The organism is Beijerinckia sp. L45 (genome assembly GCF_009765775.1).
Taxonomy (GTDB): Bacteria; Pseudomonadota; Alphaproteobacteria; order Rhizobiales; family Beijerinckiaceae; genus RH-AL1.
In genome coordinates, this window is record NZ_LMUU01000199.1 from 7342 (window position 1) to 22953 (window position 15612).

19 protein-coding genes are annotated in these 15612 nt (G+C 65.1%); 10 read left to right on the forward strand and 9 right to left on the reverse strand.

What is annotated here, in order from left to right; genetic code table 11:
- Positions 1-91: 91 nt before the first annotated feature.
- Positions 92-1066 carry a GTPase Era gene (era, locus tag GSQ79_RS21480; protein WP_158810830.1) on the forward strand — a complete coding sequence of 325 codons (975 nt, stop codon included), beginning with the start codon at positions 92-94 and terminating at the stop codon, positions 1064-1066.
- Between the two features lie 231 nt (positions 1067-1297).
- Here the strand turns inward: era and dksA are convergent, their stop codons facing one another.
- Together dksA and GSQ79_RS21490 are read right to left on the reverse strand one after the other, a co-directional pair.
- Positions 1298-1714, reverse strand: a complete 417-nt coding sequence (dksA, locus tag GSQ79_RS21485; protein ID WP_158810831.1) for an RNA polymerase-binding protein DksA — start codon at positions 1712-1714, stop codon at positions 1298-1300.
- A 143-nt stretch (positions 1715-1857) separates the two neighbouring features.
- Entirely contained in the window at positions 1858-3093 is a 1236-nt protein-coding gene (locus GSQ79_RS21490) for an NADP-dependent isocitrate dehydrogenase (RefSeq protein ID WP_158810832.1), read from the reverse strand.
- 166 nt (positions 3094-3259) lie between these two features.
- Here GSQ79_RS21490 and GSQ79_RS21495 point away from each other — a divergent pair, with 166 nt between their 5' ends.
- A complete protein-coding gene (locus tag GSQ79_RS21495; RefSeq protein ID WP_158810833.1) occupies positions 3260-4093 on the forward strand; it encodes an RNA methyltransferase in 834 nt (277 codons plus the stop codon).
- A gap of 2 nt (positions 4094-4095) precedes the next feature.
- Here GSQ79_RS21495 and GSQ79_RS21500 read toward each other — a convergent pair whose 3' ends face one another.
- Complete coding sequence (locus GSQ79_RS21500) at positions 4096-4443, reverse strand: hypothetical protein (RefSeq protein WP_158810834.1); 348 nt, start codon at positions 4441-4443, stop codon at positions 4096-4098.
- Positions 4444-4571: 128 nt separating this feature from the next.
- Positions 4572-6011, reverse strand: coding sequence for an MFS transporter (locus GSQ79_RS21505; protein WP_158810835.1), 1440 nt, complete (start codon positions 6009-6011; stop codon positions 4572-4574).
- A gap of 134 nt (positions 6012-6145) precedes the next feature.
- Here GSQ79_RS21505 and murI point away from each other — a divergent pair, with 134 nt between their 5' ends.
- The 3 genes from murI (at position 6146) to GSQ79_RS21520 (ending at position 8707) form a co-directional block, all read left to right on the forward strand.
- Positions 6146-7042, forward strand: a complete 897-nt coding sequence (gene murI, locus GSQ79_RS21510; RefSeq protein WP_158810836.1) for a glutamate racemase — start codon at positions 6146-6148, stop codon at positions 7040-7042.
- A 75-nt stretch (positions 7043-7117) separates the two neighbouring features.
- Positions 7118-7564, forward strand: a complete 447-nt coding sequence (locus GSQ79_RS21515; RefSeq protein ID WP_158810837.1) for a CopG family transcriptional regulator — start codon at positions 7118-7120, stop codon at positions 7562-7564.
- A gap of 57 nt (positions 7565-7621) precedes the next feature.
- Positions 7622-8707, forward strand: coding sequence for a PHB depolymerase family esterase (locus tag GSQ79_RS21520; protein ID WP_158810838.1), 1086 nt, complete (start codon positions 7622-7624; stop codon positions 8705-8707).
- A gap of 7 nt (positions 8708-8714) precedes the next feature.
- On the opposite strand, the gene GSQ79_RS21525 is transcribed toward GSQ79_RS21520, so the two are convergent.
- Positions 8715-9221 carry an RES family NAD+ phosphorylase gene (locus GSQ79_RS21525; RefSeq protein ID WP_158810839.1) on the reverse strand — a complete coding sequence of 169 codons (507 nt, stop codon included), beginning with the start codon at positions 9219-9221 and terminating at the stop codon, positions 8715-8717.
- Positions 9218-9712, reverse strand: a complete 495-nt coding sequence (locus tag GSQ79_RS21530; protein WP_246725487.1) for an antitoxin Xre/MbcA/ParS toxin-binding domain-containing protein — start codon at positions 9710-9712, stop codon at positions 9218-9220. The genes GSQ79_RS21525 and GSQ79_RS21530 overlap by 4 nt, the downstream gene beginning before the upstream one ends.
- A 189-nt stretch (positions 9713-9901) precedes the next feature.
- On the opposite strand from GSQ79_RS21530, the gene trpA reads away from it, so the two are divergent.
- From trpA to GSQ79_RS21555, 5 genes are all read left to right on the forward strand, one after another.
- Positions 9902-10744, forward strand: a complete 843-nt coding sequence (gene trpA / locus GSQ79_RS21535; RefSeq protein ID WP_158810840.1) for a tryptophan synthase subunit alpha — start codon at positions 9902-9904, stop codon at positions 10742-10744.
- Entirely contained in the window at positions 10744-11631 is an 888-nt protein-coding gene (accD, locus tag GSQ79_RS21540) for an acetyl-CoA carboxylase, carboxyltransferase subunit beta (RefSeq protein WP_158810841.1), read from the forward strand. The genes trpA and accD overlap by 1 nt, the downstream gene beginning before the upstream one ends.
- Position 11632: 1 nt before the next feature.
- Positions 11633-12961: a folylpolyglutamate synthase/dihydrofolate synthase family protein gene (locus GSQ79_RS21545; RefSeq protein WP_246725488.1), complete on the forward strand. Its 1329-nt coding sequence runs from the start codon at positions 11633-11635 to the stop codon at positions 12959-12961.
- 47 nt (positions 12962-13008) lie between these two features.
- The gene (locus GSQ79_RS21550) at positions 13009-13146 is read left to right on the forward strand and encodes a hypothetical protein (protein WP_158810843.1); all 138 of its coding nucleotides are present in this window, start codon (positions 13009-13011) and stop codon (positions 13144-13146) included.
- Positions 13147-13326: 180 nt separating this feature from the next.
- Complete coding sequence (locus GSQ79_RS21555; RefSeq protein ID WP_210253169.1) at positions 13327-13548, forward strand: hypothetical protein; 222 nt, start codon at positions 13327-13329, stop codon at positions 13546-13548.
- Here GSQ79_RS21555 and GSQ79_RS21560 read toward each other — a convergent pair.
- From GSQ79_RS21560 to GSQ79_RS21570, 3 genes are all read right to left on the reverse strand, one after another.
- A complete protein-coding gene (locus GSQ79_RS21560) occupies positions 13545-14558 on the reverse strand; it encodes a DUF4424 domain-containing protein (RefSeq protein WP_158810845.1) in 1014 nt (337 codons plus the stop codon). The genes GSQ79_RS21555 and GSQ79_RS21560 overlap by 4 nt on opposite strands.
- A gap of 68 nt (positions 14559-14626) precedes the next feature.
- The gene (trxA, locus tag GSQ79_RS21565) at positions 14627-14947 is read right to left on the reverse strand and encodes a thioredoxin (protein ID WP_158810846.1); all 321 of its coding nucleotides are present in this window, start codon (positions 14945-14947) and stop codon (positions 14627-14629) included.
- A 69-nt stretch (positions 14948-15016) separates the two neighbouring features.
- The coding region (locus GSQ79_RS21570) for a PD-(D/E)XK nuclease family protein (RefSeq protein ID WP_174243254.1) at positions 15017-15612 on the reverse strand (596 nt) is incomplete at its 5' end.

A 15612-nucleotide genomic window follows, 5' to 3' on the forward strand; every position in this document is an offset into this window, starting at 1 on the left:
AGGGCCCGTCGAAACGCATCGCCGAACAGGCGGCCGCCGCCGCCTTCATAGACCGAGAAAAGATCGCGTCCGCGCGAGCCGAAGGACCACCATGACTGCCCAGGACCATAGCTCCGACACCCCGGACTTCGAGCACCCCGACTTCGAGACCGACGCGGCGCCGGCGCCGACCGGTCCGACTACATGCGGCTTCGTCGCGTTGATCGGGGCCCCCAACGCCGGCAAGTCGACGCTGATCAACAAGGCCGTGGGCACGAAAGTGTCGATCGTCTCGCGCAAGGTGCAGACCACCAGGGCGCTGGTGCGCGGCATCGCGCTGCACGGTTCGGCGCAGATCATCTTCGTCGACACGCCCGGCATTTTCGCGCCGAAGCGCCGCCTCGACCGCGCGATGGTGTCGAAGGCCTGGAGCGGGGCCGGCGATGCCGATGTCGCAGCACTGCTCGTCGATGCCCGCAAGGGCGAGGACGAGGAAACGCTTGCGATCATCGCCGGCCTCGCCAACATGCGCGGGCCGAAGGTGCTGATCCTCAACAAGATCGACACGGTCGAGGCGGAGACGCTGCTGGCGCTTGCCGCCAGCCTCAACAAGAGCGGGATGTTCACTGACACGTTCATGATCTCGGCGCTGAAGGGTCATGGCGTGAAGCGCGTCGTCGAGCGGCTCGCCGACATGATGGCGCCGGGCCCCTGGCTCTATCCCGAGGACCAGGTGACCGACGCGCCGATCCGTTCGCTGGCGTCCGAAATCACCCGGGAAAAGCTGTTCGAACGGCTGCACGACGAGCTGCCCTACCAGTCGACGGTCGAGACCGAGCTGTGGAAGGAGCAGCCCGATGGCTCCGTGCGCATCGAGCAGACGATCTTCGTCACCCGCGACGGCCACAAGAAGATCGTCATCGGCGAAGGCGGCAAGACCATCAAGTCGATCGGCAGCGCCTCGCGCAAGGAGCTCATGGAGGTGACCGAGCAGACGGTGCACCTCTTCCTCTTCGTCAAGGTCCGCGCCAACTGGGGCGACGATCCCGAGCGCTATCGCATGATGGGGCTGGATTATCTGGACTGAGGCGTTCGCGTCGCAGCGTCAACCGGGATGTCATCCTGGGGCGCACCGAAGGTGCGAGCCCGGGATCCATGAAAACGCGGAGGCAGGACGGGCTGCATCATAGCGGTCTTGGCGTCGACTTGGTGTTCATGGATCCCGGGCTCGCGCTCCGCGCGCCCCAGGATGACAGCGCGGCAACACTGACGTACCCCGGTTCCGGGTCCGCACCTGCGGTGCGTCCCGGACTGACGGTTACGCGTCCCGGTAGACCCGCTCGCGACGCTCGTGGCGTTCCTGGGCTTCCACCGACAGCGTGGCGATCGGCCGGGCGTCGAGGCGCTTGAGCGAGATCGGCTCGCCGGTCTCTTCGCAGTAGCCGTAGGTATTGTCGTCGAGCCGCGACAGCGCGGCTTCGATCTTCGAGATCAGCTTGCGCTGCCGATCGCGGGCGCGCAGTTCGATCGCCCGATCCGTCTCCGACGAGGCGCGGTCGGCCACATCGGGATGATTTTCGTTTTCGTTCTGCAGCGCGACGAGCGTCTCTTTGCTCTCGCGAAGAATATCCTCGCGCCACTGGATCAGCTTGCGACGAAAGTAGTCGCGCTGCCGTTCGTTCATGAAGGGCTCGTCTTCCGACGGCCGGTAGGTGTCGTCAATCACTTCCGCCACCACGTCCTGAGTCTCCTAAACTCAAAATCGCCGCTCTTATACCGAGCGGACGTTGTCTATACAATCGGTTGCGACGCTCTGGATTGTGCACTGTGTCCGCGAATCCTGTGGCATGGCGGCGCGGACACACTTTTTTTAAAAGCCTACTGTGCGGCAGCGAGGCTTTCGTGGCCCATCGCGGCCTTCAGGTTCTCGTCGATCTTGTCGAGGAAGCCGGTGGTGGAGAGCCAGCGCTGGTCGGCGCCGACGAGCAGCGCCAGATCCTTGGTCATGAAACCGGATTCCACCGTGTCGACGCAGACGCGCTCGAGCGTGTCGGCGAATTTGCCGAGCGCCTCGTTGTGGTCGAGCTTGGCGCGATGGGCGAGGCCACGCGTCCAGGCGAAGATCGAGGCGATCGAGTTGGTGGAGGTCTGCTTGCCGGCCTGATGCTGGCGGAAGTGGCGGGTCACCGTGCCGTGCGCGGCTTCCGCTTCGACGGTCTGGCCGTCCGGGGTCATCAGCACCGAGGTCATCAGGCCGAGCGAGCCGAAACCCTGGGCCACGGTGTCGGACTGCACGTCGCCGTCGTAGTTCTTGCAGGCCCAGACGTAGCCGCCGGACCACTTCATCGCGCAGGCCACCATGTCGTCGATGAGGCGGTGCTCGTAGGTAATCCCCATCGCCAAAAACTGCGCCTTGAACTCTTCCTGGTACACCTCTTCGAAGATGTCCTTGAAGCGGCCGTCGTAGCTTTTCAGGATGGTGTTCTTGGTCGAAAGATAGACCGGATACTTGCGGTTCAGGCCGTAGTTCAGCGAGGCGCGGGCGAAGTCGCGGATCGAATCGTCGAGGTTGTACATCGCCATGGCGACGCCGGCGTTCTCGAACTGAAACACTTCCTTCTCGATGACCTGGCCGTCGACGCCTTCGAACTTCATCGTCAGGCGCCCGGCGCCCGGGACGCGGATCATCGTGGCGCGATACTGATCGCCGTAGGCGTGGCGGCCGATGACGATCGGCTGGGTCCAGCCCGGTACGAGGCGCGGCACGTTGCGGCAGATGATCGGCTCGCGGAAGATGACGCCGCCCAGGATGTTGCGGATCGTGCCGTTCGGCGAGCGCCACATGTGCTTGAGCTTGAATTCTTCCACCCGCTGCTCGTCCGGGGTGATCGTGGCGCATTTCACGCCGACGCCATGGCGCTTGATCGCGTTGGCCGAATCGAAGGTGACCTGATCGTTGGTGGCGTCCCGGTTCTCGACGGAGAGATCGTAATAGTCGAGATCGACGTCGAGGTAGGGATGGATGAGCTTGTCGCGGATGTAGTGCCAGATGATGCGGGTCATCTCGTCGCCGTCGAGCTCCACGATGGGGTTGGCGACCTTGATCTTGTTCATCAGCGTGACCCTTCGAGGTTTTGATTCGTCCGCACGCATGCAGGAGGAATGCCGCAGTTGCTGCGGCGGCCTATACCACTCGGCATATTCGGATCAAAGATTTGCTTTCGGGTGGCGTCTCGGGCGAAACGGCTGGGTTGTCGTAAACGCATGGAAGGCTGAAATCGTGACCGGCGCCGGGACGAACCGAACCAAACCGAACCTCGCCGGCGGCCCGGCCATCATCCTGGTGCGGCCGCAGCTTGCCGTGAACGTCGGCATGTGCGCGCGGGCGATGGCCAATTTTGGGCTTTCGGATCTTCGCCTCGTCAGCCCGCGCGAGGGCTGGCCGCGCACGGGCGCTCACAAGGAGATGGCCGATGCTGCCGCCGCCGGCGCGCTGCACCTGCTGGATTCGGCCGTCCTCTACGCCACCGTGGAAGAGGCCGTGGCCGACCTGCAGTTCGTCTGGGCGACAACCGCGCGGGAGCGCGGCCAGCACAAGCGCGTGGAAACCCCCGACAGCGCGATGCCGGAGAGCGCGGCTGCGGTGCTGGGCGGCGCAAAGCACGGCATTTTGTTCGGCCCGGAACGCACCGGGCTCGACAACGACGACATCGCGCTCGCCGACGCCGTGATGACCTTTCCCGTCAACCCGGCCTATGCCTCGCTCAATCTGGCGCAGGCCGTGCTGCTCGTGTCTTATGAGTGGATGAAGGCGTCGGGCGGGGCGACGGCGCCGTTCGATCTCGTCGAGCGCTCGCCGCTGGCCCCGCGCAACATGGTGATCTCTTTCTTCGCCTACCTCGAAGGGGAGCTGGAGAAGGCCGGCTATTTCCGGCCGATCGGCAAGGCGCCGGTCATGCGCCGCAACCTCCGCAACATTTTTCATCGCCTGACGATGAGCGAGCAGGACGTGCGGACGTTGCGCGGCGCCTTCGTGCGGCTGGTCGAAGGGCCGCGGAAAGAGGCGGCGGCAAAGATGATCGATGACAGCGATCATCCGCCATCCGCGTCTTGATCTTAAACGATGAGGCTCACTTTCTTCGAGATCGACTGCTTGCCGTCTTCGATCGTGACCTCGGTATAATCGGCCTTCGGCGGCGCCTCGCTGTAGCGAAGCGTGCGCTGCGCGATCGCATTGCTGTGGGGCCCCGTCGGCAGGACCACTTCGAACCGCAGAAGCTTTACGAGCGGATTGGTCCCCTGCGGATGCGCCTCAACGAGCTTTACCTTCCAGTCGACTTCGACCTCGACGTCGACGACAACGGTCAACTTGTGATGCTTGTTTTTTCCCGGCTCCGCATCGCGGACGGCTTCTAGGCTGTTGGCGACGATGTCGATGACGGGTTGAGCATGCGACTTTGACATGATGTCCTCCCTGGCCACGACGCCGCTCTTGTTCGCGGCCCGTGTCTCGGGGAATTAGGAGCGGCCCGCTCAAGCGGCAATTGCCTAAACGGCCAATGACGTTGAGGCAGAGACAGTCTCGCCACTCGTCATGCCGCAGCCGACAGCGGCTCCGAAATCTCCTCCAGCGACTTGCCCTCCGCGGCGACACCCCAGATCGCCTGCACCAAGGCGGCAACGATCATCAGCGCGGCGGCAAATAGATAGCCGCCGAACAGGTAGTCGCGGTTGCCGGTCTGGATCAGCGCCCCGAAGGTGAAGGGCGCCGCGATGCCGCCGATGCCGGTGCCCAGCGCATAGAACACCGCGATGGCGAGCGCGCGGATCTCGACCGGGAACGTCTCGCTGACGGTCAGGTAGGCCGCGCCGGCGGCGGACGAGGCGAAGAAGAAGATGATCGCCCAAGCGACAATCTGATGCGTCGCCGTCAGCATGCCATGCGCGAACAGCCAGCCCGACACGGCCAGCAACACGCCGGACATCGCATAGGTGAAGGCGATCATCGGCTTGCGCCCGATCTTGTCGAACAGAGGCCCGAGCAGGATCGGCCCCAGCACGTTGCCCAGCGCGAAAGGCAGAAGGTACAGTCCGACGTTCTTGATTTCGACGTTGTAGTATTTCTCCAGCACGAGCGCGAAGGTGAAGAAGATCGCGTTGTAGAAGAACGCCTGCGCGACCATCAGGAGCAGGCCGACGACGGCGCGCTGGCGATTTTTTACGAAGATCGTCGAGAACACGACGGCGAGCGGCGTGAACGTGCGGGCGTGGATCTTCATCGGTTTGAGGTCGGATGCCGGCGGCACCTCAGAGCCATGCTCCTTCATATGCCCTTCAATGTCGGTCATGACTTTTTCGGCCTGCTCTTCGCGGCCGTGGATCACCAGCCAGCGCGGGCTTTCCGGAATCAGCGTGCGCAGAAAGATGATGCCGATGCTGAGCAGCGAACCGATAAAGAACACCGAGCGCCAGCCATAGTGCAGCGGCACGATGGCGTCGTTCAGCAGCACGATCGAGGCGGCCGCGCCCATCGCGCCGCCGATCCAGAACGAGCCATTGATCGCAAGGTCCGTCTGGCCGCGGTATTTGGCCGGAATGAACTCCTGAATCGTCGAGTTGACGGCGGAATATTCGCCGCCGATGCCGGCGCCGGTGAAGAAGCGGCAGAGACAGAAGCTCCAGATGTCCCAGGAGAAGGCGGTGGCGGCAGTCGCGACGAGGTAGACGCCGAGCGTCACGAAGAACAGCACGCGGCGGCCGAGGCGGTCGGTGAGCCAGCCGAAGACCAGCGCGCCGACGACGGCGCCGGCGAGATAGCAGCTCGAGCCGAGACCGACGTCGGAATCGGAAAAATGCAGGTCCTTCTTCAGCGCCCCGGAGATCAGGCCGGCGAATGTCACCTCCAGGCCGTCGAGAATCCAGGTGATGCCGAGCGCGACGATGATGAGGGTGTGGAAGCGTCCCCATTTCAGCGCGTCGAGTCGCGCCGGGACCTTGGTCTCGATGGTCTTTTCCTGGGGCGTCGCGTCCATCGGTGGGCCTTCTTCTGTGCGGGTCGGACGCGAGGCGCCGCACCGACAATGCTCACGCTTGCGAAACGATCCCTGGCCGATGCGGAAGCTTGACCGCAACGGTCCTTTAAGCTGGTCGTGTCTCGAATGGAGGCATGCAGGTCGATCTCATCGCCGGAAGCCGCTATAGAGCGCTCCCCAGCCATCTGGCGGAGAGCATGACGCGACATCCCACCATCCTGGTCTTCGATTCCGGCCTGGGCGGCCTCACCGTCTTCGCCGAAATTCTGCGCGCGCGGCCGGATGCGCAACTGGTCTATGCGGCCGATGATGCCGGCTTTCCCTATGGGGCCTGGAGCGAGGCGGCGCTCGTCGAGCGCGTCAACCTGGTGATGGATCGTCTGATCGCGCGGTTCCGCCCGGATGCTGTGGTGGTGGCCTGCAACACCGCCTCGACCCTGGTCCTACCGCACCTGCGCGCGCGTTTCCCCGCGATGCCCTTCGTCGGCACCGTCCCGGCGATCAAGCCGGCGGCGGCGCAATCGCGCTCCAAGATGATCAGCGTGCTGGCGACGCCCGGCACCGTCGTGCGGGATTACACGAGAGCACTGATCGAAACCTATGCGGCGGACTGCGCCGTGACGCTGGTCGGCTCCGCCGTGTTGGCAGGCTTGGCGGAGGCCTGGATGAAGGGCGAGCCTGTCGCCGATGCCGATTTGCTGCGCGAAATCACGCCCTGCTTCGTCGAGACGAACGATCGTCGCACCGACGCGATCGTTTTGGCTTGCACCCATTACCCCCTGCTGCTGGCGCGTTTCACGGCGCTTTCGCCCTGGGCCGTGGATTGGATCGACCCGGCCCCCGCGATTGCGCGGCGGGTGGATCATGTGCTGGCGGACGGTGGGTTCGAGCCGCGCGCTCCTTTTCCCGATCGCAGCATGGCCCGCGTGTTGTTCACCAGCGCAACGAGACCGGCCGCCGCGCTGGCGCACGCGCTCCGCGACAGAGGCCTTTCCGATCTCGTCGAGGCCCCCATTCCGGTTTTCGCCTGAGCCCTCGGTCCGCGCTGCGTCGCAACATCGCATCTTGCCGATAGACGGTCGTGTTCCCATATACCATCCAGAGGGATGGTAGAGGGATGGACAGTGGCTGGCGCAGTGAAACTCAACTTTGAGCCGAAACCCAAGCTCGGCGACAGTGAAAAGGTCACGATCAATCTCGGCTTCGTCGATCTCGGATCGATCGACCTGCTTGTCCAAGAGGGATTTTACGGCAATCGGACGGATTTCATCCGAACGGCGATCCGTAACCAGTTGGACCGCCATGCCGACACCACCAGGCAGACGATCGCCCGGCATCAGCTCGATCTCGGCATCCGCCGCTACAGCCGCCAGGACCTCGAAGCGGTGAAGGCGGCCGGCGAGGTCTTGCACATCCAGGTGCTGGGTCTGGCCAGCATCGCTCACGACGTCCCGGCAGAACTCGCCCGCGACACCATCGCCGCACTGCACGTGCTGGGCGCGCTCGACGCCAGCCCCGCCGTCAAGGCGGCGCTCGGCGACCGCATCCGATAAGCCCCACGCAACCCAAGAGCCGCATACTCGCACCCATCGAGAGAAATGAGACTGCCGATGAATGCCATTCCGACGATCGACATGGCCGAAGTGACCCGCCTGACCCGCGCCGGCCGCCTGATGGAGGCAACCGCGCTGCTTCAGGGCAGGGCGGCGCCCGTCGATCATGATACCGGAGGATTTAAGCCGGTCGTCGCGGGCGCGGGCCCGATCCTCGACATGGTCTTGCCGGCAGCGGGTGGCATCTGGGTCGCGCCGGGTCTGAACACCCAGGGCGCCGTAGCGCGCGACGAGGCCCCGCGGTTCGAGCAGCACACGTTCGCCAACGCCGCGGGCAGTCGCGCCTATAAGCTTTTCGTTCCCAGCGGCTACCACGGTCAGCCCGTGCCGCTCGTCGTCATGCTCCACGGCTGCACCCAGTCGGCCGATGATTTCGCCGCCGGCACCCGCATGAATATCCTGGCGGAGGAGCAGACGCTGCTGGTCGCCTATCCCGCGCAGAGCCAGGCGGCCAATGCGCAGCGCTGCTGGAACTGGTTCAATGCCGCGGAACAGCACCGCGACCGCGGCGAGCCGTCGCTGATCGCCGGCATCACCCGCGAGATCATGCAGGATTTTTCTGTCGACGCGCGCCGTGTCTATATCGCCGGCCTGTCCGCCGGTGGCGCCGCGGCCGCGACGATGGCCGCCGTCTATCCCGATCTCTACGCGGCGGTCTGCGTCCATTCCGGCCTCGCCTGTGGCGCGGCCAAGGACATGATGTCCGCCTTCGGCGCGATGCAGAGCGGCGGCGCCGCGCGGGCCCATGAGGCCGGCGTGCCGACGATCGTGTTTCATGGCGACCGCGATAGCACCGTCAACGCGGTCAACGGCGACCAGGTCATCGCTCAGGCCAAGGGCGCGGCCGAGCTGAAGGTCAGCGTGACCCAGGGGGCCGGCCCGCGGGGCGCGCGTTACACCAAGACGGTGCAGACGGACCGCCGCGGCTTGCCCGTGCTCGAGCAATGGGTGCTGCATGGCGCAGGCCACGCCTGGTCCGGCGGCAGCGCGTCCGGCTCCTACACCGATCCGCAGGGCATCGACGCGAGCCGGGAAATGCTGCGGTTTTTTGGCGAGCATGCGAAGGGGCGGACCGACGCCTGAAGCGCGCTTAGGACGACGGCGGATGGAGCCGCGTGTCGAGCGCGAATTCTTCCTGCAAGGCAAGGGTATAGGCACCTGCAGCTCTGGCGCTGTCGAAGACGAGGTTCCAGCTATGGGTCGAGACCGTGCTGGGGATCAACACAAACGGGTGGGACGCCAAAGCTTCGTCGCCGAAGGCCTGTTGCCCGGCGCTCGGGATCCCCGGTCTCAGCCAATTCGAATTGGGGATTTTAGCCGGCCATATGATGTGGACTGTCGCCGGATCGGTGATCTTGAGCGCCGTCAAAACATGCGGCACCGTGTCGAGAACGCGGAATGTCTTGTGGACCGCGACTTCCAGGATCGCCGCGGCGGGATCGAGCGAACAATAGACGGCGCGGACGCCTCTGCTGTTCCAGCGGCCGCCGAACTGGTAGGCGCCTTCGCCGCTGTCCCAGCTCGATCGGAACAAGGCCTGATCGAGCCGCCAGGCAAAGACGTCGCCGCCGCCCAGCGCGGTGGGAAGCGGGATCACGCGTAGACGCCGAATCGCAGCCGCTCGAGGAAGTCTTCGACGAGCTTGAGGCCGGTCGGCGTGGCGAGAAGGTCGATCGGACAATGCTGCTCCAACCCGATCGCAGGCCGCGTCAGCCAAAACTCGGCTTCGTCCTGCGAGCCAAAGACGGCGGTCGCGGTTGCCAGGATCTCTGCGAATTTCCAGGCGCGTCCACCCTGATCCTTGGAAAGCTTTTTCTCTGGCGACTCCTTCTGTCGCTGCAGCGTTCTCAGGCTGACGCCGAGGGCTTTTTCCAGCGACGGGGTCGAACCGACGATGCGCAGATGATCGATGAGATGAGACAGGGCGGCGGCCGGTAGCCCGCCGAGGATCAGGGCGTGGGCCTCGAAGGCGCTCCATACCTCGCACTTGAGGATGGTTTTGCCGCCAAACAGCGCTGCCACCTGCTGGATGTCCGGCATGTCGCCCTGTGTGGCGTCGGTGCGTTTGGATGCGGAAACGGCGCTCATCGGCTTGCCCACCTTTCTCGCGACAGCTGTCGCTTACAATATGCCCCGTGTCGCGTCGTCGAGCAAGGATTGACGCGACTTTGGGGCGGCTCGCCGTCAAATTGCCCATGCGGTCGGCTTCCTTTATGAAGGCGGACTCGTCGGGCGCGTTGCAGCCCTGGCCTGAGCCCTGAAAGATCGCAGTCTCCCATGCCCACCCGTATCGATCGCCGCTTCCGTGCCCTGAAAGACGAGGGCCGCGCCGGCCTTGTCACCTTCACAATGGCGGGCGATCCCGACGGTCCCGTCGCTCTCGAAATTCTCAAAGCCCTGCCGGCCGCGGGCGCCGACGTCATCGAGCTCGGCATGTGTTTTACCGACCCGATGGCCGATGGCCCTGCCGTGCAGGCGGCGGGCCTTCGCGCCCTCGCGTCAGGGTCGACGCTCGACCAGACGCTGGCGATGGTTGCCGAATTCCGCCGCGGCGACGATACCACGCCGATCGTGCTGATGGGCTATTACAACCCGATCTACATTCACGGTGTCGAGCGTTTCATCCGCGAGGCCAAAGAGGCCGGCGTCGACGGTCTGATCGTCGTCGATCTGCCGCCGGAAGAGGATGCCGAGCTGTGCATTCCCGCGGGCCAGGCCGGCATGAACTTCATCCGCCTGGCGACGCCGACCACGGACGCCGCGCGTTTGCCGGCCGTGCTCGAAAACACGTCGGGCTTCATTTACTACGTCTCGATCGCCGGGATCACCGGGACCGCCGCGCCGGACTACCGTTCGGTGGCGTCCGCCGTCCAGCGGCTCAAAGCCGCGACGACCCTGCCGATCGCGGTCGGCTTCGGCGTGCGCAGCGCCGAGAGCGCCGCGATGATCGCGGAATCGGCGGATGCGGTGGTTGTCGGCTCGGCCATCGTCGAGGCCTTGCGGCTCTCGCTCGATGCCGAGGGTCGCGCTACATCCAGGACGGTGACCGCCGTGACCGACCTAGTGCGCGATCTCGCCGCCGGCGTGCGCAGCGCGGCGCGGGTGAAGGAGCAGGCCTGATGAATTGGATTTCCAACGTCGTTCCGCCGAAGATCCGTTCGTTCCTGCGTCGCGAGACGCCGGAAAATCTCTGGGTGAAATGCCCCGACAGCGGCGAGCTCGTCTTCCACAAGGACCTCGAACACAATCTGCATGTCGTGCCGGGCTCCGGCTTCCACATGCGCATGCCGGTCAAGCAGCGCCTCGACAGCCTGTTCGACGACGCGCATTACGAGTCCCTCGCCACTCCGGACGTGCCGCAGGATCCGCTCAAATTTCGCGACGTGAAGCGGTATACGGACCGGCTCAAGGAATACCGCACCAAGACCGGTGATCCCGATGCGGTGCGTTTGGCTGCTGGCAGGATGGAGGGCGTCGACGTGGTCGTCGCGATCCAGAATTTCGACTTCCTCGGCGGCTCGCTCGGCATGGCGGCGGGCGAGGCGATCATCACCGGCATGATCGCCGCGATCGATCGCCACGTGCCGTTCATCATCTTCACCGCCTCGGGCGGCGCGCGGATGCAGGAAGGCATGTTCTCGCTGATGCAGATGCCGCGCACCACGCTTCTGGTGCAGCGCCTGCGCGCGGCGAAACTGCCCTATATCGTCGTGCTGACCAATCCGACGACGGGTGGCGTCACCGCCTCCTACGCGATGCTGGGCGACGTCCACATCGCCGAGCCCGGTGCCGTCATCGGCTTCGCCGGGGCGCGCGTCATCGAGCAGACCATCCGCGAGCGGCTGCCGGCTGGTTTTCAGCGCGCGGAATATCTGCAGGAACACGGCATGGTCGACATGGTCGTCCATCGCAAGGACATGAAGGCGACGCTGGCGCGGCTGTGTTCGTTGTTCATGCATAAACACCTTGAAAACGCGGCGGTATCCGCGCAGGCGGATGCGGCCTGACGTGAAACTGAAACCTAGCGGCGGTTCGGACGAGATCCTGCTGCGCCTGTCTGCGCTGCATCCGAAAAAAATCGACCTGTCGCTCGGGCGGGTGGTGCACCTGTTGGAGAAACTCGGACGGCCGCAGGATGCGCTGCCGCCGGTGATCCATGTCGGGGGCACCAACGGCAAGGGCTCGACCATCGCCTTCATGCGGGCGATGCTGGAGGCGGCGGGCAAGAGCGTCCATGTCTACACCTCGCCGCATCTCGTGCGCTTTCACGAGCGCATCCGCCTCGGCGCGCCCGGCGGCGGGCAGTTTGTCGACGAAACGGATCTCGCCGCGACCCTGGCCGAATGCGAGCGCGTCAACGACGGCGACCCCATCACCTTCTTCGAAATGACCACGGCGGCGGCATTCAAGCTGTTTCACGAGCGCCCCGCCGATTATCTCCTGCTCGAAGTCGGGCTCGGCGGTCGTTTTGATGCCACCAATGTCGTGACCCCGCTCGCCAGCGTCGTGACGCCGGTGTCGATGGATCACGTCGAGTTTTTGGGCGACACGATCGAAAAGATCGCCTTTGAAAAGGCCGGCATTTTTAAGCGCGACGTTCCTGCCATCATCGGGCACCAAAGCCCGGCGGCGCTGGCGGTTCTCGAGCGCGAGGCGCAGCGCATCGGCGCGCCGGCGCTTGTCGCGGCACAGGATTTCTTGTCGCGCGAAGAGCAGGGGCGGTTCGTCTTCGAGGATGGCGACGGCTTGCTCGACCTGCCGCTGCCGCGCCTCGTCGGCCGGCATCAGCACCAGAACGCGGCAGCGGCCATCGCCACGCTGCGCCGCGTCGTGCCGGATCTCGGCAGCGAGGCGATCGAGCAGGGTCTGTTGCAGGCCGAATGGCCGGCGCGCTTGCAGCGGTTGGCAAAAGGCAATCTTGTGGAGCAATTGCCGGCAGGCGCGGAACTCTGGCTCGACGGCGGCCACAACGAGGACGGCGGCAAGGCCCTGGGGCAGGCGATGGCCGACCTGGAGGACAAGGCACCGCGGCCGCTGATCGTCATCTGCGGCACGCTGACGACGAAAGACACGAGCGCCTTTCTTCGTGCTTTCAAGGGCCTCGCCCAGGAGGTGCTGGCCGTGCCGGTCGAGGGCGAACATGCCGGCCGGCCGCCCCGCGACGTCGCCGCCTGCGCGGAAAAAGTCGGGCTGCCGGCGGCGGCGTGCCAGAGCGTCGAGCAGGCGCTGGCGTATCTGCGCGCGCGGGCTTGGAGCGCCCCGCCCCGGGTGCTGATCGCGGGCAGTCTCTATCTGGCCGGCACCGTGCTGGCGGCGAACGGGACGCCACCGCGGTAGCGCAATAATGCTACCTTCGGCGCGAGGTTGATTGACCGCGGCGCCGTATGGCTTTGATCGATGACATAACGATCGATATCGAGGAAGCAGTCGGTTGGCTGACGATCGCAACCTTTGCATTTCGAGGCAAGGGCGTGGTCAAGCTCTTAGGCACCGTTTCTGTTTCGGAGCGTGTGCTTTATTGAAGGCGCACATTGAGGGCATGTTTCCCGGTGCCCTGGGGCGCACAGGCTTGAATGCTCTAGCGGCCAAGCTTTTGGAGGCAGCCAATGTCGACACGATCGTCATTCATGGAAGCCGTCGCTCGACGGGCAAGCGAGCCGGCACCACCCCCAGACCGATCCGCTTCCCCCGTTGAGCTCAACGTGCGGCTCGATGGCGATTTCAGGCTTCCGGTTAGTTTTGCGCGTCTCCTCAAACGCAACGGCTTGACCCTACCGGAAGCGCACGCGTTTTTGACCGCGCTGACCGACAAGGGCGAGATTGCCGGCATCGTATACCCGCATGATCGCGAGGGGTTGCTGCGCGAGCTGCAGGCCATGAATCTCAAGGCCAGGCTCGAGACGCCGGCGGTCGTGGCGCCCTAACTCAACGGGACGAACAGCAGGATGTACAAATCCTCCTTCGGCACGAAATCCGTCCGGTGCACCTCGAAGAGCGTCGGCCCAGTCTTCGTCACGCCGTCGGCGCAGACGCTGAGGAGATTGGCGGCAGCGCCCTTGTCGATCGTCAGGTGGAAATCGCCGATCGGGCCGGCCCAGTTCGCGCCCGTCTTCAGAACGTACGCGATGCGCTGCTCGCCGAACGGCGGGTAATCGAGTTTCTGCCTGGTCATCGCCCGTTCGATGCTGGCGACGAGGTCGCGGTCGATGCAGTATTTCTTGAGATAGGCGGGCGTCTCTTCGTTCGCGCGCCATCCCTTCGTGCCGATAATGGTTTGCGCGGAGCCCCCGACGCTCGGCTTGTAATGCTGGTCGAGATGAAGGTCGCGGCCGGCGGGAAAGGTCTGACGCCAGGTGAAGGCGCTGCGCAGGGTCCAGGCCGCCGCCAGGTGCTTTTCCATCGGGCCGTCGGGCTTGTCGGTATATTCCTCGACCGAGGCCAGGCCGAGCTTGACGAACGCCGCCTGTGTGGCCGCCGGCAGGCGGTCGAGCGCCGCGTTCGTCGCGGCTGCGAGCGGCATCAGCGGAATATGCGCCTCACGCAGTCGGGCCGTCTGATCGATGTTGTTGGCGAGTGCCGTCTGGTCGAGCGCGAGCGCCACGTCGTGACCATCGGCCGCGACGTGAAAATCGAAGAGATTGTCCGCATTCTCCGTCGGAAGGCCGACTTCCTCGTCATGGGTGGCCCCGACAATGTCCGGCATTGGGAAGGCGATCGTGACCGTCTTATCCGCGCTGGATTGGTTGCGGAACGTGTAGGCGATCCGCACGGCTTCGGTCGAGATGAACAGGTCTTCCGCGCGCATCGCGATATCGGAATCGGCGGTAAATCGAAGGCCGCCGATGGCGAACTCCGCCGTCGTGTCGTTGGCCTGCGCGCTGCCGGCGAGCAGCACGGCCGCGCCGGTCGCTATCACCCTGATCAGCCGCGCCATGTCGTATCCAATGCACACGTAAGAAAAAGGCCCCGCGTGCGGGGCCTTTGACATCATCGAGAGACGGTTCAGATCGCTTCCGAAATCCAGCGCTTCAGCTCGCCCTTCGGCGCGGCGCCGACCTTCTGCGAGGTCATCTTGCCGTCCTTGTAGAGCATCAGCGTGGGGATGCTGCGGATGCCGAGCTGGCCGGCGATGCCGGGGTTTTCGTCGACATTGACCTTGGCGATGCGGACCTTGCCGTCCATCTCGCTGGCGATCTCTTCGAGCGACGGGCCGATCATCTTGCAGGGGCCACACCATTCGGCCCAGAAATCGACCACGACGGGGACGCCGGCCTCGAGAACGTCGGCCTGAAAGCTCGCGTCCGTGACTTTTACGGTGCTCATCACAATACCTTTGATAGGGCGAGGGGTTCCCGGCCCTTTGCACCAAGGTAGGAACCGGGCAGGGGGGCGTCAAGCCGTGGCGAGCGCCTGCGCCGCCGCCCGGTCGAGCGCGACCGCATCGAGCTCGACCATGGTCGGTCCTGCCGTCCACACGAGAATCATGCGCAGCCGTTTCGTCGGCCAGAGCGGGCCGAGGACCAGCCGATAGAGCGCCATCTGGGCGATGTAGGCGGCCGGGGTCGCCTCGACGCTGTAGGGCCGCCCGCTCTTGTAGTCGGCGACCAGCACCGTATCGCCATCGACCGCAAGACGATCGACCGTGCCGCGTACCTCCAGCACCGACCCGTCGGCACGCGTGGCATGGCCTATGATCGCGACCTCCGCCTTGGATCCCGCCGCCAGCAGCGGCGCCAGGCCTGGCATCGCGAGCACGGCCAGCGCCTGCGCGACCACGCCTGGTTGCGCTACGGCCGGTAGCGTTGCGCTGGCGGCGAGGTAGGCCAGCGCCGCGGCCTCGCGACGCGCCGGCGTCAGGTCCGGCAAATATTGCAGAAGGCTGTGGATCGCGGCGCCGTAGATCAGGCCGCCCGGCCCGTCGGGCGCGGGCGCCGCGCGCAGCGGCTGCGCGCGTGAGGGCCGCAGCGACGATGGCACGGCGGCGGCGA